The 19,769-nt window shown below is 62.7% G+C and carries 12 protein-coding genes; 8 read left to right on the top strand and 4 right to left on the bottom strand.

Annotated features, from left to right (window positions below; translation table 11 throughout):
* Window positions 1-26 precede the first annotated feature (26 nt).
* Genes ACZZZB_RS15475 through ACZZZB_RS15465 form a run of 3 tightly spaced genes read right to left on the bottom strand, consistent with a single transcriptional unit; the run spans window position 27 to window position 5,414 of the window.
* Window positions 27-1,037 (bottom strand): class C sortase, encoded by a 1,011-nt coding sequence (locus ACZZZB_RS15475; protein WP_205858680.1) that lies wholly within the window; start codon window positions 1,035-1,037, stop codon window positions 27-29.
* 38 nt (window positions 1,038-1,075) lie between these two features.
* A complete protein-coding gene (locus ACZZZB_RS15470; RefSeq protein ID WP_463530144.1) occupies window positions 1,076-2,596 on the bottom strand; it encodes a SpaH/EbpB family LPXTG-anchored major pilin in 1,521 nt (506 codons plus the stop codon).
* Window positions 2,597-2,648: 52 nt separating this feature from the next.
* Complete coding sequence (locus ACZZZB_RS15465) at window positions 2,649-5,414, bottom strand: Ig-like domain-containing protein (RefSeq protein ID WP_463530143.1); 2,766 nt, start codon at window positions 5,412-5,414, stop codon at window positions 2,649-2,651.
* 410 nt (window positions 5,415-5,824) lie between these two features.
* Here ACZZZB_RS15465 and ACZZZB_RS15460 point away from each other — a divergent pair, with 410 nt between their 5' ends.
* The 7 genes from ACZZZB_RS15460 (at window position 5,825) to ACZZZB_RS15430 (ending at window position 13,770) form a co-directional block, all read left to right on the top strand.
* Window positions 5,825-6,640: a helix-turn-helix domain-containing protein gene (locus tag ACZZZB_RS15460; RefSeq protein WP_463530142.1), complete on the top strand. Its 816-nt coding sequence runs from the start codon at window positions 5,825-5,827 to the stop codon at window positions 6,638-6,640.
* A 182-nt stretch (window positions 6,641-6,822) separates the two neighbouring features.
* Window positions 6,823-7,671, top strand: coding sequence for an ABC transporter substrate-binding protein (locus ACZZZB_RS15455; RefSeq protein ID WP_240555520.1), 849 nt, complete (start codon window positions 6,823-6,825; stop codon window positions 7,669-7,671).
* Between the two features lie 363 nt (window positions 7,672-8,034).
* Window positions 8,035-8,997, top strand: a complete 963-nt coding sequence (locus ACZZZB_RS15450) for an iron chelate uptake ABC transporter family permease subunit (protein WP_205847532.1) — start codon at window positions 8,035-8,037, stop codon at window positions 8,995-8,997.
* Complete coding sequence (locus ACZZZB_RS15445) at window positions 8,994-10,073, top strand: FecCD family ABC transporter permease (RefSeq protein WP_240555521.1); 1,080 nt, start codon at window positions 8,994-8,996, stop codon at window positions 10,071-10,073. Before ACZZZB_RS15450 ends, ACZZZB_RS15445 begins: the two co-directional genes overlap by 4 nt.
* A 494-nt stretch (window positions 10,074-10,567) precedes the next feature.
* Window positions 10,568-11,848, top strand: a complete 1,281-nt coding sequence (locus ACZZZB_RS15440) for an ABC transporter substrate-binding protein (RefSeq protein WP_167620501.1) — start codon at window positions 10,568-10,570, stop codon at window positions 11,846-11,848.
* A 227-nt stretch (window positions 11,849-12,075) separates the two neighbouring features.
* The gene (locus ACZZZB_RS15435; RefSeq protein WP_463530141.1) at window positions 12,076-12,834 is read left to right on the top strand and encodes a carbohydrate ABC transporter permease; all 759 of its coding nucleotides are present in this window, start codon (window positions 12,076-12,078) and stop codon (window positions 12,832-12,834) included.
* A gap of 144 nt (window positions 12,835-12,978) precedes the next feature.
* Complete coding sequence (locus ACZZZB_RS15430) at window positions 12,979-13,770, top strand: carbohydrate ABC transporter permease (protein ID WP_205847534.1); 792 nt, start codon at window positions 12,979-12,981, stop codon at window positions 13,768-13,770.
* Window positions 13,771-13,930: 160 nt separating this feature from the next.
* Here the strand turns inward: ACZZZB_RS15430 and ACZZZB_RS15425 are convergent, their stop codons facing one another.
* Complete coding sequence (locus ACZZZB_RS15425; protein WP_463530140.1) at window positions 13,931-15,766, bottom strand: alpha-L-fucosidase; 1,836 nt, start codon at window positions 15,764-15,766, stop codon at window positions 13,931-13,933.
* A gap of 340 nt (window positions 15,767-16,106) precedes the next feature.
* Here ACZZZB_RS15425 and ACZZZB_RS15420 point away from each other — a divergent pair, with 340 nt between their 5' ends.
* Entirely contained in the window at window positions 16,107-19,751 is a 3,645-nt protein-coding gene (locus ACZZZB_RS15420; RefSeq protein WP_463530139.1) for a hypothetical protein, read from the top strand.
* Window positions 19,752-19,769: the final 18 nt, after the last annotated feature.

Raw genomic sequence — 19,769 nt, 5'->3', positions numbered from 1 at the left:
TGTGTCCCGCTGCAACGTCGGCAGTCTCAGCTGTTCCTGACCGCTCGCCACCGACGCTTCCATCCGTTGAAGTACCACCCGCTGACGACACCGATGGCCGCTGTCGCGACGACCACCCACCAAGGGAAACCAGGGACGTCCGGTCGAGACGCCATGTCGTTGATGTCCTGCTGGGGAGTGGGAAGTACCCGCTGTGCTGTGACGAGGATCCGGTGTGTGTTGATTCCGAGTGGTGTGCAGGTCACGAGTGTAATCAGGTCGGCACCATCTACGGGACGGATCTCTTCCGTATTGTCGGGTGAAACTACCTGGATCTCGAAGATTCTGTACGTGAGCACCTGGTTCAGCACTTCGATGTTGATGGAGTCACCTTTCCGGACTTCGGAAAGTCGCGTGAACATCTCTGCGCTGGCCAACCCTCGATGACCGGTGAGAACCGCTTTCGTTCCCTTGCCACCCACAGGCAGCGATGTTCCCTGCAGGTGACCGACACCTTTGAGCAGGGTTTCGTCCGATGTGCCGTGGTAGACAGGAAGGTCGAGACCGATCGAGGGGATTCGGATGCGAGCCAACGTCCCCGTCGGTTCAGCGCGAAGCAGCTGGTCGTATTCGACGCTCGCCCCCGTCTCGCCGGTTCCGATCGCGACGTTTTCTCCTCCTTTGAGGAGAGCGCCTGACTCGAGGAGGTCGTTGTAGCGGTGAGCCTCGTCGAGGCTCGCCTTCATCTCGGAAGCAGCAGTCTCGGCATTTGCCGTTGTCTGATCGTGCACGACGTTCGACTGATTGAACTGCGAGACCCAGGCGGCCGAGATCGGGTACAGCAGGAGACCGACTCCCAAAAGCGTGCACAGCGCGATCAATGTGTCGGGCCACCGGAACCCTCGCCTCAGGAGAATCGGTTGTCGTGCGTGTCGTGCCGCCGGAGCGTGTCTTGTCAGATGACGAGCCATCGAACCTCCAAAGAGTGAGTCCGCGCTTACCCGCGGAGAAAACGCGATGACCGTGACGCAGGCCCGACCCGCGTCACGGTCATCCACAGTCAGACGGTCCCGATGTCCGCCCGACAACTACTGGATCAGCCCTGTCCGGCCATTGATCCACCGGTCTCTGACTGGTCCTTGCGACGACGGAGGAGGAACAGTACGACGCCTGCGAGCAGGAACGAAGAGCCGGCGACGATGATAATGACGCTGCCCGACGCACCGGTCATCGGCAACGATGGAAGATCACCCACATCGCTACCGATCTGCGTGTTGACGACCTCGATCGACGAGTCCGCGCCGCTCACCGTGAGCATCATTCCTCCGGCGAGTCCTTTGTACCCGGCCGGGACAACTGTCTCGTACACGCAGTACTTCCCTGCGGCGAGCACCGCGTCAGGGGTATTACCGGAGGAGTCTGACGTCTGAGTACCCAACACTTGGACCTGGTACGGGTCGCTGGCGGGAGTCGCGGCGCAGCTCGTAGCAGCATCGTCCGCGCGGTAGAGCACGAACTGAGCGCCGGCTAGGGGAACGGTTGCCGTGACGCCCTTGTTTCGCGCGACGTTCCGGACGTGGACACCCGAGAAGAAAGCTTCCGGGTTCTGGACGGAGGGACCAGTGCCGGGGGCGGTACTTACTCCATTCACCGTGATCGTGGCCTCGTTGGCGGTACTGCCCGATGAGACGGCATCGGTTGCGATCTCGAGGTAGATGCGTCCGCCGATGTTCGCATTGACGAGTTCCAATCCGGCGGCAGTGAAGCTCAGCACCACTTCTGCACCGCGCGATCCGTCAGGCTGAGTAAGCGTGTAATGGGTTCCGGAAATCAGATCCACATCGCTCGTCCCAGCCGCAAACATCTGGACACGACCTCGGGTGTATGTCACAGAGGGCGCAAGCTGATCGTTGATCCGCATCTCCGTGTACTGGTCTCCGCCCGCAAGCGGACTAATCGGAAGCATGACTTCGAACCAGATCTGGTCGCCGACCATCTCGGCGACTTTCGTTGCGCCTGATCCGGCCACAACGTTCTTCGGGTAGATGTGTGGGTTGTAGTTCCAGGTGGCGCTGACACCACCGTTACCCGGATATGGAACGGTCACGAGTGTCGGCTGGGATGCAGTGACGGCGTTGGCAGCAAGCGTGCTCTCGTACACGACGTATGCGCGATCAGCGGCCAGCGCGGCGAACGTGGTCTCACCCGTCGTCGAGCTGGTCTCTTGCTCGACGCCGCAGCTCAGAGTGAGCGCAGTGCCGTTTTCTGAGACAACCGGCGCAGCACCGTTTGTACCTCCCGAGAGTGCGAGGCCAGCGACGTAGCCCCAAGAAGCGGCCGTGGTGAGATCGAGACCGTCGACGGAGCAGACCGTGAACCCAGCAACAAGCGGTGTCGCCCCTGTGGCGTCGAGTTGTGAACCGTCGTTGGGCCCGAGCGATGTGCCGCGCTGCTCCAGCTTGTGGACCGTGATCGTTCCAGTGCCGGCATCGCCTGGTGCGGCGGACGCAGGCAAAGCGACGAGCGCCGATGCGCCGAGGACGAGGAAGGCTGCGGTGATGGCCGCAAGCTTCGTCCCTCGCCCTGAAGATGTGTGAACCACGAGATTTCCTTTCAACTGTGGTGCATTGCGTCGCCGAGTGAGTACGCGGCGGCGATCGGTGGAAGTGTCAGACCCGTGCCCGGGCGGCGAGGACGGACCCACGGAGTCTGCTCAGGACCCACAGAGCCATCGCGAGAACCACGACGAGGCCCCCTGCTGTGGTGAACAACCACGCGCCTACGCCACCGGTCATTGGGAGGCCGGGGAGGTCTTGTGGCGAGGCGGCGACCACGCGAAGGACAGTGCGCTCGCCCTGCTCGATGATCACGGATGAGGGGTTCAGGTCCGTCCAGCAGCTTTCGGGCGCGTCCGCTGCCTGGCCTGCGAAGGCCGCGCAATTCGCAGCGTCACGGCGCAGCATCTGAATACCCAGCAACGAGAGTCCCTCCGGCACCGCGGCGGCCGCAGAGTACGTACCGGGCCGCGCCTCCGTGCGGACGAGCGAGGCATCGAGAGACACTGATGTACCTCCAGTCGCATCGGCCGAAACACTCCACCCATCGGTCGGATCGTTCGTCGGCCCGTTCAGCTGTTTCGTGACGAACGAAAGGTGGCTCGTCTGGTTGGTGAACGCGCAAGTGATCGGTTCGGCAACGAGCGTCGTAGCTCCGATGACGAGTCGCCTCGTAGACGCATCGAACACGGAAGAATCGAGCGGACGAGCGTCGCCGTCGACACAAGCCAGTTCTCCTCGCTGCGTGTAGAGCGATGCGTTGGCATCGGGTCCGGGTGTGCTTCGAAAGCGCTCGGAGATCGTGTAGGTCACTCCACGTTCGAGTTCCGCCCCGGTGGCACCGCTGATCAGCTCGGTCGCCGTCGCCGATGCCGCTGTGACCTCCCAATTGGAAGCGGAGACCGAAGGCAGAGTGGGGTCACCACCGACCACAATGTCGGCGACCTTCGTGACGCCGACCACCACCACGTCTGTAGCGACCTGGTACTTGCAGGCGGCTGTCCGAGGCGACTCGTTGCCGGCGCGGTCCACCTGGGTAGCCGCGAACCCGTAGATTCCGTCCGGAAGCTCTGATACGACCGTGTAGCTCCAGGTGGATCCGGTGACCGTTGCGGTGCCGAGAAGAGTCTGGCCCTCATAGATTCGAGCCACACCTCCAACTTCCAAACCCGAACCTGACAGCGTCGGCGTCGCGTCCTTGGACGGAGTGGCCAAGCATTGGAAAGCGGGCGCCGCGGGAACCGTCGTGTCGATCGAGAAGGTGACGCCCCAGTTGGTGGCAGACGTCGGAGGGTCCGGATTTGACGGAGCACTGGTCAGGTAGTAACCGGACGTCTGCTCTGTCTGCAAAGCCAGGACGGTATAGGTGCCGTCGACGAGAGGCACTTGGGGAGCATAGGTGTAGCTCCAAGCGCCGGATGTGTCCACGATCACCGAGCATGCGGTGGTCGGTCCGCACTGCCGGTCGCCGTCGGCCAGGGTTGTGTTCGTCGCGGCGTTGATGTTGGAGATCGTGGATCCCGAGGCGAGTTTGAGGCTGATGGAGTGCCCGGGCGTTCCCGTGCCCGAGATCGTGACCGACTTACCCGACTGGAGATAGCCACCCTCAGAGGGAGTCGTGATGGTGGGGGCGTCGGGACGCGCGACACTGTAGTTGTAGTAAACGGAACCGACAGTCCATGACTCATCGATCCGTCCGGCCACGGGACGTTCTCCCGCGAACAGTTGACCAGCGGTGTAGGAGAGGAGGGGAGAGCCGTTGTTCGCGGTCACTGTCGCTGGGTTACGCGACTCAGGCCACACGACAAGACGGTAGTACCCCGTCCCGCCGGCGGATCGGAAGTCCACTCGTCCGTCGGCCTTCACGTTGTTCGTCAACCCCTGCGCCGCCGCTCCGGCGGTCCACGCCAGCGTCGGCCCCCCGGATGCCGCCGGAGGCACATTCTTCACAACAGCCGAGTTACTCACAAGATCCCTGTGAGGAGTCACTCCCGTGACATGTATCGGCGCAGTGTTGATCGATGTCACAAGGCTGCCGTCCTCGTGAACCCACGCGTACCAGAAGCTGTCGCTGACGGATCCGGCTGGGCCGGTCGCCACGGATGTGAACGCGAAGTTCGTCAGATCGACCGGGAGCGAGTTCGGCGGAAGAACGCCGGCCGGCTGTCCATTCAATCCGTAGTCGATGACCTGGCCCCAGTTCGCTTGGTTCCCAGACCAGAGGTTGTAGGTGGCGTCGTATTGCACCTGGACCACCGGTCCTGAACGGCTCGCGACACCCCACCCGTCTGCATAGATTCTGAGGTCGACGGGGAACACCGTCTGGGCGCCGGGGATCCAACTGGTGTCAATGGTGCTGGCGACTGCGCTGTTCGCCAACGAGAAGTACAGGTTCATCTGCCCAGAGTTCCCACCTGGAACGTTGTTGCCAGCGCCCGGCGGAACGTCCATGTCTCCTTCGACGGAGATGACGAGATAGTCGTTCTCCCCCGCCGCGATCACCTTATGCACGGTGAAGAACTCACCCCGGTTATTGGCCCAGACGGTTGCACCTGAAGCCGAGAATGTGTTGATGTACTGCATGCTGCGGTAAGACGCAACGCCATTGTCGTTCCGCCCGTCGTAGTCATAACCGACGCGAAGGTACTTTCCATCGACCCTTTGCATGGCTCCGGTCGTCGCATTGACGTACCCGTGTGGCACCTTCAGAACGAACGAAGCGCGGAGCTCGTCGATTGCCGAGTCCATCTTCGAATTATTCGCGTGAAACTTCAGTATCTGTGGGGCTGCAACGGGAGCAGCCTGCGCCGACGGCGCTGCCGTCAGCGCGATACCGAAGATCGAGATTGACGCCACGACGACGACCGAACGGACGACCATCCGGAGGAACGACCGTCGTCGGGTTTGCGCACGAGAGGAATGTCCTCGAAACACGGCACTGCTTTCTGGTCATGCCCGTGAGTCATGCGCAAGAGCGGACGTCCCGACGGGTTCGGTTCGTGATTCTGGGAGCGGAGGATGGACGTCCATCACCCCGCGAAGGCGTCATGCGGTGATGATCGCGCGAGCGGATGACCGGACTCGGGATGAGGTCCTTCGGTGACAGATCTTGCCAGCGCACAGGTGTGTCCTAATGACGACCGCAAGTTGTTTCATCCCACTTTTCAACCGCCCCCATGCCGTGCTGGCTCCACGGAGGGACGGAGGTGGCGACAGCACGTCCAGCCGTCGGAGCCGGCACTACGCTGGCCGACATTGGCTTCGACTATCGAACACCAGCGAGGAAGACCATGCTGCTCTCCGACACCATCACCACGTGCGACGCCCCAAGCGCAGTCGTAGCGACACACACCAACTCCTTCGTCGTGACGCACGGTCAAGCATGGGAGTGGCATCAGCACGATGTCGACGAGCTACTTTGGGGAAGTCGCGGGTCTCTCGTCGTCGAGACAGGGGCAGGCGTCCATGCCCTCCCAGGGCATTACGGGCTCTGGATACCGGCCGGCGAAGCGCACCGAGTGACTGCCGCACCGGGAACCTCGTTCGCCTGCACCTTCTTCTCGCCGGACCTCGGCGATCCGCCTCGCTCGGGGGCCGGAGCTGTGTGCGTGCCCGCGGCAGCCAGCGCTCTCCTTGACGAGCTCGGTCGCGACGACCTCGCTGCCGAAACACGACGCCTGGCCGAGCTCTTGGTTCCGCGACTGCTCGAACCAGCCGAGATCATCCGTCTCCAACTCAGCTTGCCGGAGGACGATCGTGCTCGACGCGTGGCCGAAGAAGTCCGGCGCGACCCCGCAGACGCACGAACGCTCGGGGAATGGGGCACAGTCGTGGGTTCGAGCGAGCGCAATCTGTCGAGGCTGTTCCGCCGGGACACCGGGCTGAGCTTCCTGGAGTGGCGGACGCGAGCACGGATGCTCGCTGCACTCGAACTCCTCGCCGCAGGGATACCTGTCGGTGCAGTCGGACGAAGAGTTGGGTACACGACTCCGAGCGCGTTCGTGCAGGCGTTCCGGCGCGAGTTTGGAACGACGCCGGGTCGTCTCGACTCGATCGCACGCGAATTCGTCGGGCAACCGACATTCGTTGGCCGGTTGGCGACATGATCGTAGGAGAGGATCAGGGAGGTGTCTAAGTAAGGCACACCTAACCACTCGAAGAGAAGATCTCCATGCCGCTCATACGTCCTCGTCTCCTCGCTGCCTCGGCGTGCATCGCTGCTACTGCATTCCTCTTGACGTCCTGCAGCTCCCCGTCCGATGTCTCGACCTCTCCCGACACGCTGACCGTGGACACCGACTTCGGTGAGGTGACAGTCCCTGTCGAGCCGAAGGCCGCACTCGGGTTCTACACGACCGATGTCGACATGTTGATCACGCTCGGATACCCCCTGGCCAAGGAGCAGCCGCTCCGAGACGATTGGAGCGCGTTCCCCAGCTTCTTCCCCCAAGACGAACTCGAGGGCATTAAGGGGTTCCACAATTTCCCAGAGTTCAACCTGGAGAAGGTACTGGACGTCGAGCCCGATTTCATCCTCAACGGACTCGGTTACGAGACCGACTTGCACGACAAACTCACGCCGATCGCGCCGACTTACACCTACAACGGATTCGATGGTGACGATTGGCGCGACAAGTTCGACAAGATCGCCGAGGACCTCGGTCGAGCGAAACAAGCGGAGGCCTGGCGAGACCAGTACGACGCTCGCGTGGCAGAACTCAAAGCTCAGCTCGACGAGAACGGCGTCGCCCCTGTCGTCGCGGATGTGACGTTCTGGGGAGGGCAGGTGCAGATCAGCTGCTACAGCATCTCCTGCCTGGTGTTCAAAGACCTCGGGTTGCAGATCAGCCCCCTCGCAGACGGCGATGGGGACGGCGAGCCGGACAGCACCGGCCGAGCGCTCAGTCCCGAGCAGGTCGGCGATCTGCGGGACATCGATCTCATCGTGACGACCGTCAATCAAGACGGATCCGACCTCATCACGAACAACGAAGCGGTCACGTCCAATCCGCTGTGGGCGTCCCTGCCCTTCGTAGTAAATGAACGAATCTACCCGTACAACCTCGAGATGACTTTCGGGTCGCCGAGCGGCCAGGACGCACTCCTCGAGGTGATCGGACAGGCTCTTCTCGAATGAGTCATGTCGTAACGCCCACTGTTAGCCGTGACGACGGCCGCAAGGCTCACCAGCCGGAGACGAATGCGACGGGGACCATGTGGCCAGGAGACCGTCAGCAGATTCCCCGTCGCATCCGCACGTCGGTCTTGATCGACGTGAACTGGGCCGACTCGTCGCACCGTGGGCTCGGGCCAGTCTTCGCCGGCGGGAGCCACGAAGCGGTTGGGCACAGGCACGAGGCTGTCGTCGACGTCAATGGACTCTAAGTTCGAACCCACGTCGTACTCATCGGGCCCTTTTTCTGGGCGAATGACAGCAACAGCAGAACGGGAACGAGCGGCTATCGGGGTGCCCACTCTTCGACGGCTAGCGGGATTCACCATGATGCTGGGCGCGCTGGCGTTCTGTGTTGCTGTCAGTCTTGTACTCGGGTCCAAGGACCTGTCGATGGAGCGGATAGCCGGCGGACTCTCCGGCACGGACTCTGACGCAAGAACGATCATGTTCACTCTTCGCGGATCGCGCACCGTTCTCGGGATCCTCGTCGGCGCCGCGCTCGGAATGGCCGGAGCCTTGATGCAAGCGTTCACCCGGAACCCGCTCGCGGATCCCGGCATCCTCGGAGTGAATGCCGGCGCGGCCTTCGCGGTGGCGGTCGGAGGCGCGGTGTTCGGCATCACGAGCCTGTCAGGCATCATCTGGTTTGCCCTGTGCGGGGCAATGGTCACCACTGTCGCCGTCTGGGCCATCGGAGCGGCGGGTCGCGGTGGACCCGACGCCCTTCGAATCACACTCGCAGGAGTGGCCATCGGAGCTGTTCTCAGCGGGTTCACGTCAGGGATCACCCTGCTGTTACCCGACGTGTTCGACCGGATGCGCGGATGGAACGCCGGAACCATCAGCAGCATTCCGTTCGATCAGTTCGGGTGGTTGCTGCCGTTCCTCGCGGTCGGGTTCGTGCTGGCCCTCCTCGTCGCGAAGCCGTTGAACACGTTGGCTCTTGGCGACGATCTCGCCGTCTCCCTGGGCTCCAGCGTCGTGCGTACGCGGATACTGGCGGTCGTCGCCGCTACACTGCTCTGCGCAGCAGCGACCGCGGCGGCGGGCCCGATCGCTTTCGTCGGGCTGATGGTGCCGCATGCTGTGCGGTGGTTCACCGGGCCCGACCAGCGTTGGATTCTTGCTGGCAGTGTCCTCACAGCACCCGTGCTGCTCCTGGCCAGCGACATCGGCGGGCGGCTCGTGCTTGCCAGCGGCGAGCTCCCGGTCGGAGTCGTCACCGCTTTCGTCGGCGGACCAGTCCTCATCGCCCTGGTGAGACGAAAAGGAGCAAGCGCGCTGTGACGGACATCATCTCCTCCGACCGATCGCGCATTGATCGTGGCTATCGCTACGGCGTGCTGCGAACCCGGGCGGGGCGCCTCAGCGTGATTGTCGGGATGCGTAGTGCGATCGCCACCTTCGTGCTCGTGGCTGCAGCGGCGGCTGTGGCGGTCGTGAGCCTCGGGTCAGGCGACTTCGTCGTGCCGATCCCGGACGTCATCGCCACAGTGCTCGGGGGCGGGACGCGCAAAACCCAACTCGTCGTGCTCGACTGGCGGATGCCGCGGGTTCTGCTTGCTCTCGCGCTCGGAGCTGCGCTCGGTGCCGCGGGGGCGATCTTTCAGTCACTGACACGGAACCCGCTGGGCAGTCCGGACATCATCGGCTTCGATTCGGGTGCCTATGCCGGCGCTCTCATGGTGATGACGACAGCAGGCACCGGCTATCTCGCCGTCGCCGCAGGCTCGCTCGCCGGAGGTCTCGCGACCGCGCTGCTCGTGTACGCGCTCGCCTACCGGCGGGGGTTCCACGGATTCCGCCTGATCATCGTGGGGATCGCGATTTCTGCCATGCTTGCGTCGCTGAACACCTGGATCATCCTCAACGCGGACCTTGAGCTCGCACTGTCCGCAAGTGCATGGGGCAGTGGCTCGCTCAATACGGTCGCATGGGCCCAAGCGTTGCCCGCGACGGTCATCATCCTCGCGCTCGGAGTGATTGCCGGACTTCTTTCACGAGGGATGCACGCCCTCGCAGTCGGCGACGAAGCCTCGACCGCGCTGGGCCTCCGTGGTGGCCGCGTGCGCCTCGAGCTCGTCGTGGTCGGTGTCGGCTTCACTGCAACTGCTACCGCTACAGCCGGCCCGATCGCATTCGTCTCACTCGCTGCACCCCAACTCGCCCGGCGTCTGACGCGCTCCGCTGGCGTCGCTCTGCCCGCATCCGCAGCGATGGGGGCCTTGTTGTTGGTGTCCAGTGACTTCGTTGCACAGCGGTTGTTTGCTCCCGCGCAGCTCCCAGCCGGCGTGATAACCGTGTGTCTCGGCGGCGCATATCTCATCTGGTTGCTGATCATGGAGGCGAAGAGACGGCCGTAGAGCTTCCGGGAGGGGAACGCCAGCGCGTGTGGGCGGCAATGACGCTCGCACAGGAGACACCACTTTGCTCCTGGATGATCCGACAACGCCCTCGTCCACCGCGCGCCAATACGCCGGAGTTCGACGCACGGCAGCAGCGGCCAACGCAACGACAGGTGCCCCTTGTTAGGTTTTGTGCGATTTGTTGCCGGTCCGAGGCGAGCCGTCGCATTGTTGTGATCACCGATCCGGAGCATCGAGCAGTAGTAGCACCCCACCCGGTGGCGGAACCTCCACGTGCACTTGGAAGATTCAGGCGACCGCGAAACTGATCGCAACACGGGATCCCGCTCAGTGAAGTGGCCACGATCGCTGATGGGGCGAAGGCGTCCATCATCCGCTGTTCATCGCGGCCAGGGCACTACGGATCGGTTGACGATCAAGAACCAAGACCACCGACAAGGAAGACAGTGGACATGAATCACCGAAGAAGCAGTACTCGCGTCGGAGCTATCGTGGCGACGGCGCTCGCAATCGGGACGCTGAGCGCGTGTGCGAACGGCTCAACGACGAGTGACGACTCCGCGGCCTCTCGCGAATTCACCTACTGGTCGATGTTCAAGATGGGCGAACCCGGCCAGGTCGCGCTAGCGACGATCATCGAGGAGTTCGAGAAGGACACGGGGATCACCGTTGACGCCCAGTGGGTAGGTCGTGACGTGCTCACCAAGCTGCAGCCCACGCTGTCGACATCACCCGCGGCTGATCTCATCGACCGCCCCCTCTGGGCTGTCGAATCCGTCATGGTGCCGAGCGGCACCGTCGCGGATCTGGAACCCGTGCTCGATATGGAGATTCCGGGAAGCGACGAGACCGTCCGCGACGTCATCCCCGAGACCTACCTCGAGGTCGCGCGATCAAAGGACGGGGCTCAGGTCGTCATCCCTTGGACGATGACCAGCTACGACATCTGGTACGACTCAGCTCGGTTCCCGGACCTGGTGAACACGACTGACCTGACCTGGGACCGCTTCGTCGAAGTACTCGACGATTCGCGAACGCTGGGAGCTCCTTTGGCCCTGGACGCTGACATCCTCGGCTACAGCGCCTACTGGTACAACAATGCAGTGCTCCACACCATGGGTCCTGGTGCCATGAACAAGGCCGCCGGGGACAAGACCGGTAAGACCTGGGACGAGAGCGGGTACCGGGACGCGGCCGACAGGATCCAGCAGCTCGTCGCCGGAGGCTACTTCGCAGAGGGATACAACGCGAGCAAGTTCCCGGCCATCCAACAGAAGTGGGCGTCCGGGGAAGCGAACTTCATCCTCAACGGCTCATGGCTCCCCGGCGAAGCCGCACCGAATGCCGCAGAGGGATTCGAGTTCGCAAGCATCCCGTTCCCCGCTGACGAGCCAGACTCGAAGTACGCGGCGACCACTGCGTACGGCTGGGTCATCCCTTCGAAGTCCACGAATCCCGGTCCAGCGGAACAGTTCATCGCCTACGCCTACGGCAAGGAGCGCGCACAGGCGTACGCCGATGAGACCTCGGTCATCTCAGCCCGAGCGGACGTGACGGAGTCGGCGGCCGTGGCGTCCGCGGCCGCGACGCTCGAAAACGCTGACAAGCTCGTTCTGGACGACGACGGCATCTCCCAGAGCTACGGCGGCGACTGGTCGACGAAGGTCTACCAACCGCTGGTGGCCCAGCTGCTCACCGGCGGGCTCGACGCCGAGAAGTTCATCGCCGAGATCAAGCAGCAGACGGTCTCCTACTGGGAACTCAATCAGTGACGAATCAGACTGATCAACGTGCAGTCCGGGGTGCCGACACCATGTCGGCCCCCGGGCGGCCGGCCGGCCGCTCCGTGTCCGCGCGTCGTGGCTCGTTCGAACGATCTCGTCGACGTCTCTTCTGGCCGTTCGTTCTTCCGGCGCTCCTTCTCTTCGCCCTGCTGATGATCGTTCCACTGGTCGGGACATCGTGGATCAGCCTCCACAAGTGGCCGGGAACGGGTCCCATGGAATGGGTGGGCCTGAAGAACTTCGTCTATCTTTCCCGCGATCCAGCCTTCCTCGAGTCATTCGCGAACTCGGGGTTGGTCGTGGTCGTCGCGGGCGCTGGAATCTTCGCGTGCAGTTTCGTCCTGCTCGCACTCCTGAAGGACATGGTCGGACGTGGACGCGCATTCGCAAGATCCGTGATCTTCTTCCCGGTGATCATTCCAGGGATCGTCCTGTCGATCGTTTGGGGATTCATGTTCCAGGCGGACGGGCTCGTCAACGAGGTACTCCGCACGATCGGTGTCACGGACCCTCCAGCGTGGCTTGCAGCAGAGAACCGGTTCGGAGTCATCCTCCTCGGCATCGTCTGGTTCGGTGCCGGATTCTACGCGACGATTCTGCTAGCCGGCGCTGATCAGATACCGCCCTATCTGTACGAAGACTGCGCGTTGGCCGGGGCGAACATGTGGCAGCGGTTCAGATATGTGACCTTGCCCCTCTCGTGGGACATCATCTCCGTCTGTGCCGTCCTCTGGACCATCAATGCGCTCAAGACGTTCGAGTTCATCCTGGCGATCGCCGGGTCCTCGAGCGGACTCCCCGACCCCGGAACGTGGACGATAGCTCTCTACACCTACGCGTCCGTCCTCAACCCGGCCGGGGTACCCAGCTATGGTCTCGGGGCCGCAAGCTCGTTGGTCATGCTCGCGCTCATCGGCGTACTCGTCGTCCTCATCCGGCGCATCATGCGTCGAGAGAGCATCGAGTTGGCATGAGCGACTCGTCGTCGTTTTCGAAAGGATCTGATCGTGCCAACTGATGAGACGAGAAATCTCCTGGTTCCGCGCTCTCGCAGCAGAACGGCCGCGCGGAAGCCGTCGATTGCGAGCCCCCTTCAACGCGCTCTCAGCGGTCCGATCGTGGCCGTGATCGTCATTGCGAACGTCGCGTTACTCGCCTGGCTCCTGATGTCAGCTTTCAAGTCGAGTCGTGACATTCTGAATCAGCCTTGGTCGCTACCGACCGAGCTGAGGTGGGAGAACTTCGTGCTCGCCTGGACGACGGGCAACTTCAGCGTCGCCACAGCGAACTCGGTCGTCCTGACCGTGGGCACAGCCTTCTTCACGATCGTCCTGGCCGCGCCCGCCGCCTACGCGCTGAGTCGACTGGGGAACCGAGCAGCAAGCCCGTTGACGTCTCTGTTCGCCGTGTGCATCGGCATCCCGGCTCAAGCGATCTTCCTGCCGATCTTCGCAATGCTCGCTCCGGTTGGTCTGGTGAACAATCTGTTCGGGCTGCTACTCATCTACGTGGGCACATCACTTCCGTTCGCGGTGTTCTTCCTGACCGGATTCTTCCGAACGCTCCCTCTCGAGCTCGAAGAAGCGGCGGCGCTGGACGGTGCAACGCCGGCGCGGACGTTTTGGCGGATCATGCTTCCGCTGGCCCGCCCGGGAATCATCACACTGGTCGTACTGAACGTCATCGGCCACTGGGGAGAGACCTTCTTCGCACTGGTCTTCCTGCAGTCGCAGGAGCTCCAGACGCTTCCACTCGCATTGCTCGGCTACTTGCAACAGATGCAGTACAACGGAATGAACTGGGGCGGCATGTTCGCCGGAATCGCCGTCACGGTCGTTCCGATCCTGGTGATGTACCTCTGGGTCGGGCGCCGGATCATCGAGGGGATGACGCTCGGAGCAACCAAATGAGGCTGGCTTGAACGGGCGGGGCGCGGAACGCAGTCGATTCCGTGCCCCGCCCGTGTTCCATGGGACGCTATTCGCTTCCAGTCATCAAGAGAAGTGCCGACGAGGCAGCACTCCCTCAGCCGCCGCACAGCCCATACGGTTGGCACCGCAGTCGCTCACGTCAGCCGCTCACATCCCGCAGTGCAGTCCGTGTGTCAGGGACATCCGACGCGCGTGCGGCGACCGCACCGTTGGGATGTTCCTCGTTCTTCGCCGGCAGCTCCAGACGGATCGCCGCCAGATTGAGCGAGTCGATCGTCCACTTCGAATCCTTGATCCGGAGACCGCGTATCTTCAGGGTGTATCGGCCGGCCTCGGGCACCTCGACTGTTCCGATCTCACTTCGCACCATCTGCCAGAAGAACAGCACCGGACTGAATTCCCGACCGTCGTCGGTGACGACAAAAGCGCGAGTGTGAACCTCACCACTGGGGGTCGCCCATTCCAGACGTCCGGTGAGCCCCGCACCGTCCCAGCGCGGCTTCGCGTGTCCGGAGGTTTCCTTACTCAGCGCGACGACCCGGTAGTCGCCGGGATCGACAACGTCGACGTCCCACGCGATACCACCTGGAATGGACCTGGCCGATCCCACGTCGAGTCTGATCGATTCGGCAGAGGATTGCGCCGGAACGGGGTCGATGTCCGGCGCCGAGCCGAATGTGAGCTTGACCAGTCTGGGAAGATCGTCGCTCGGGGCGGGTACCTCCGTGGTGAACGAGGATCCCAAGAGCGCCGGGGCCACGCGCGACAGTGGCAACGCACGCTCACAACCCGTCGGTTCGATGAACGACACTCCGAGCGGCTGCGTCCGAAGTCCCGGCAAAGCAAGGCGGACGAGAGACGGATCGGTGATGTGGACATACAGCGATGTTTCTGCTGAGGTGACGTAGCCCCAGTCGAAACCCGACGGGAACGGCGACCCACTAGCTCCGTGGATGGCAGGCGATGCACGACGCATCCAACGGCTGATCTCTCGAAACTGTTCGCTGGCCCGAGCCGGAATGCTGCCGGCGCCGTCGGGTCCGAAGTTCAGGAGCAGGTTGCCGCCCCGGCTCACGGTGAAGGCGATGGTCTCGCACAGACTGGCGGAAGTCTTCCAACGGCTCTCGCTTGCGACAAATCCCCACGAGTCGTTCGTGGTCGCGGCCGTCTCCCACGCTGACCTCGGCAGAACCGTATTGAAGTAGTTGTCATCCATTGATTCGTAGTCTGCAACGCCGCCGACACCGACGCGACTGTTGATGACCGCTGTCGGCTGGAGCTCACGGACGATTCTCGCAGCCTCGGCAGCTTGGTGCGGGGCGATACCTGCGGGCATGTCGAACCACACGGACGCGATTTCGCCGTATTCGGTGAGAAGCTCCGTGAGCTGTGGCATCGCTTTCGACCGCCAATATCGCTCGAAAACTCCGTCTCCGGAAGTCGTATCCCAGTCATTGCTTCGCGGCCCGACAGCATCCGGGTCGGCCCAGTCGATGACATGCGAGTAGTAGATCCCGAGGGCGACACCGTGCTTCCGGCAGGCGGCGGCGAGCTCAGCCAGTGGATCACGCCGGAATCGCGTGGCGTCGACGATGTTGAACGAGCTCGCTCGCGACCGATACATGGCGAAACCATCGTGATGCTTTGCGGTGAAGACGAGATATCTGGCTCCCGCACGAGCTGCCATCAGTACCCACTCATCCGCATCGAACCGAACCGGGTTGAATTCGGCGGCAAGCCTGCGGTACTCGTCGCGTGGAATCCGCGCCGTCGACTGAATCCACTCGGCCAGCCCCGGGATGTCTTGTCCGGCGTACTGCCCTCCGAGCAGAGATGAGACTCCCCAGTGCACGAACGCTCCGACACGCCAGGACTCCCATCTCCGTCGCCGGTCTCGGTCGGCAGGCGTGTCGCCGATCGTGGGGAGGTCGCCGTGCAGCCCTTCTCCGGCGGGTGTGGCGGTATCTACAGGCAACACGGTTCTCCTTCGCGCCGGACGCCGGCTCGGTGTGTTTCGCGCCCAGTCGTGCTGGATGTATGTGTAGCACCTGGACTGTCCGAGCGGACATGTCCTGTGCGTTACTGTTCACTTCGCCCGCCACCTCGCCCCTGAGTTCGTCCGATGGTGAGGAACCAGGCCGCATCGCCAACGCGAAGTTAAGCGCTTGCGCGAGTGTTCACCTTTGTGCAGTGCGCCACCTCGCGTGTTCCTCGCTGCTAGCGTCTGACCGTCCTCGCAGATGGCGGAGCGACCTCCATTGGCGAAGGCGGCCGATCGGTCGACTGCCGCAACCGCATGACCTGGAAGGCGTTCGATGATGAACCTCCGAGTAGTCGCAGCTGTGTTCCTGTCGTCCATCTTGGGTGCAGCGTCTCTCACCACGGGCGCCTCGGCCGCCGTGACGCCCGACCAGGGTGTGGTTTCGGGCGATTGGGTGGACCACGACTTCACCACGCGGGACCTCCAGCCCTTGGACGGTCACGTCGATGTGGACACGAAGCTCATGGGGCGGGTGTCGATCACGCCTGGCGCGAACAATGCCGGAACGGTCTCGGACGCGCGCGGGAACGTGTTCATGATCGAGGCCATCACGGAGGCGGTGAACGCCTATCGGGGAAGTATCAGCCGTTCGGTTCGCACCGGCATCGAAACACGAGTGAAGTTCTCGAGCACGGATTCGACTCGAACCCTCTTCGAGATGAAGAGCATGACACCACCCGCTGGGAAGGGCACGTGGCCCTCGCTGTTGCGGTTCGACGCCCAAGGGAAGATCAAGGATTGGAAGGGAGCGGTCGTCGGTGTCTATGCCGCGGACCGGTGGTATGACATTTCGATCGACATCGACTCGCCCGATCACCGGTACAGTGTCTGGCTGGACGGCTCGCCGCTGATCACCGACCTCGATCTCGGTAACTTCTCGGGGATACTGCAGAGCAAGATCATCCAGGGGACGAATCCGACCAAGTCGAGCACAACGACCTCCTTCGAATTTCTGCGCGCTGGAACGATCATTCCCCGGGTGCAGGCGATATCAGTGGCTCCGGGCACGGTCGAAACGGGAAAGATCCACTACCCCTCCGCAACGGTGACTCCCGGAGATGCAGCCGTCTCGGGGTTTTCCTTCGCTTCGTCAGACGAGAGCGTCGCCCGGCCGTTCGGTGCAGCGATCCTCGGTCGAAACGTCGGGTCCGCGACGATCACCGCTACAGAAATCCGCTCGGGCGCGACCAGCTCGTTCGAGCTGTCGGTCACCGATTCGACCCAGCCGTGGTCAGCAGCCTCGATTCGTGACGCAGATCTCGCCTCGGCACTCATGGCCGGCGTGCGGGCTCAACGAACTTGGACCACGGATCAGATACTGGCCAAGTATCCCCTGGTTCAGACCTATATGGCCATGGACGAAGCAGATTTCGTCAGGGCCGTCGAAGCTGACTCGGCTCGGATCATGGTGCTCAATACGCCATCGAACTTCAGCTTGTACGCTCGGTTGTTCACGAGACTCTTCGAGACCACCGGAGACGAGTCGTACGCGAAACGTTCACTCTTGATCATGTACACGTTTGCGCTCGAATACCCGCGCATCGTGGGGCTGGGAGACTATGGTGGGCCGACCGCTTCGGCGGCCCAGCCGGATATGACCTGGGCATTCGGAGCCATGTTCGACATGGACGTATGGGGGCTGCTCGAGCCCACCGTCTCCGGTGATGATTTGAAGCTCCTGATCCAAGAAGTCATCGTCCGAGGGTCAGCCTATGTGGCCACCGATGCGGTGCTCTCCCGCGCTCGCATGGACAATCGAGACCCGTATAGCGCACGTCCTGCATCCGTGGCAGCGCTCCTCCTCAACGACCCGATACTCATGCGGCGCGTGATCGATGTCTATGACCGTCTCCTGAGCCCGGAGCACTATTACGGAGATGGACTTTGGCACGAAGAGACATCTGCATACAGCGACCAGGTGGCAGGAAATGTGGCGACGACGATCGATGTGATCAAGTCGTACATCGATCCCGCCGGCTTCACAGACAGTCGGCTCGGCATCGTGCTCGACAACACCGACCTGACCGCCAGGTGGCCGCTGTTGACGAAGACGCGGAACGCTGCGACGGAGCAGCTCATCTACCCGGACGGCACTCCGATCCCATTCAACGATTCCGACGGCAAAGTCGGGAACCCGACGCCATTGCCAATCGTCTCGAAGGGTCTCAAGAACATCGAGATGGGTGACACCGGTTACTACGCACTCTTCCAAGGAGATGAGACGGAAGCCACCCACGTCGGCTTGTACGCACCGAAGACCAACCGGTGGGGTTCTGGGCACCATCAGTTCAATTTCAACAGGCTCGACCTCTGGGGCGCGGGCGTCGAGCTGCTCCCCTACAGCGGATACGTCCGCAACACGAGTTACTCCGACGGCAGCGGTCGGAATCTGCGATATCCGTCCATGAGTCCGATCTGGGGGAACTCGCCTTGGGTATGGCGTGCTGACGGTGCGAACCAGACACCGAGCGAGGAATGGGTTCGTCCGGCGGTGCTCGCCTACGACGACGGCAGCGGAAACGACAAGCAGGTGCAGCTCGTCGAGACATCCGTCGCCGGGGTTCCAGGGAAGGGTTCCGAAGTGAATCGACGGCTGGAGCTCATGGTCAACCTCGGCGGCAATCGAAACTACACGTTCGATCTCAGCCGGCTCAAGGGTGGCCAGGCCCATGAGATCTATCAGCGCGGCGCTGAACTCGAGCCGATGTCAGAGCAGACGAACAACATCGACCTGGCTCAGACAGGCCAACCGGACCTCGCAGCCCACCTTGCAAACATCGGCAAGCCGGCAGGCTATCCGCTTCACCGAAACTGGCTGCTCAATCCGCAGGAAGGCAGCGGCGCGAGCCCCTTCGACTTCACCTGGACGGGTGCTGAATCCGGTGCCTCCCTCCGTACCTTCATGAACGGCGTTCCGGGGTCAGAGGTGTTCATGTCACAGATCCCACGCACTCGGGTGATCACGACCAAGTCTCAAGAGACGACCTTGACGGCGCCCCATGTGACCCGTCGCACGATCCTCGCTTCTCCAGACCAGGCCACGCAGTACGGAGCAGTCTATGAAGCCACCGTCGATGGCCAGAAAGGTCTGCTAAGCGGCGTTGAGTGGTTACTGCCCACTGATGGAGATGACATGACCACCATCGCCAAGGTTCGGAGCGGAGAGTTCGTCGACACCGTCTACATCAGCGATGACACCGACGAGCGCGTCGTCGATGGGATCACATTCTCCGGCAGCGTGGCGTTCGTCCGAACCGACGCACTTTCAGGCCGAATCCTGTCGACCTACGTTTCTGGCGACGGCATGATCCAAGCCCCCGAATCCGCGCCAGTGGCCTCCGGCACGGAGCAGCTGCGCATCATCGGGGCGACCACCTCGACAACGAACACCGGGCTCGACCCCGATCGACAGCGCAAGGACACCGTCACCTTGGAAGGAACGTTCACAGACCCGAGTGCGGTGGTCGGCCAGCGTCTGCTCACGCGGTTCGGTGACGGGTCCGGTTTCTCGATGCACGTGAACGGGATCGAGGAGGTGGCGGGGAACACCGTCCTGACAGTTGAATCGTTCACCCCATTCACGGTCACGGACAGCGGTATCGAGACCGTGTTCTATCCCCGGGTGTCCATCGCAGGAGACGCCTACGCGATCGTCAACCACTCGTCACGAAGAGCGGGAGATCCCCTGTCTGCAGACGACGCCGCGGAGAACCGTGAGAGGACCGAACCGGTAGCCGCGTCTCCGTGCGCGTTGCCGTTCTTCCCAACCGACAAGAACCAATCGCGAGAGCACGAGCCCACTCAGGGGAGCCCCAAATGGCACACGAACGCGCTCGGCTACGTGGTCGGTGGGTCGTCTGATTCGCCGCGGCGCAAGGGATCTCTGCGCTTCCATCAAGCCCCGCTTGTTGGTAGCTGACAACAACTGGAACACTGT

The organism is Plantibacter sp. AC185 (assembly GCF_979258065.1).
The sequence above is the reverse complement of the archived record's forward strand: the minus strand, read 5'-3'. Positions and strand labels throughout refer to the sequence as shown.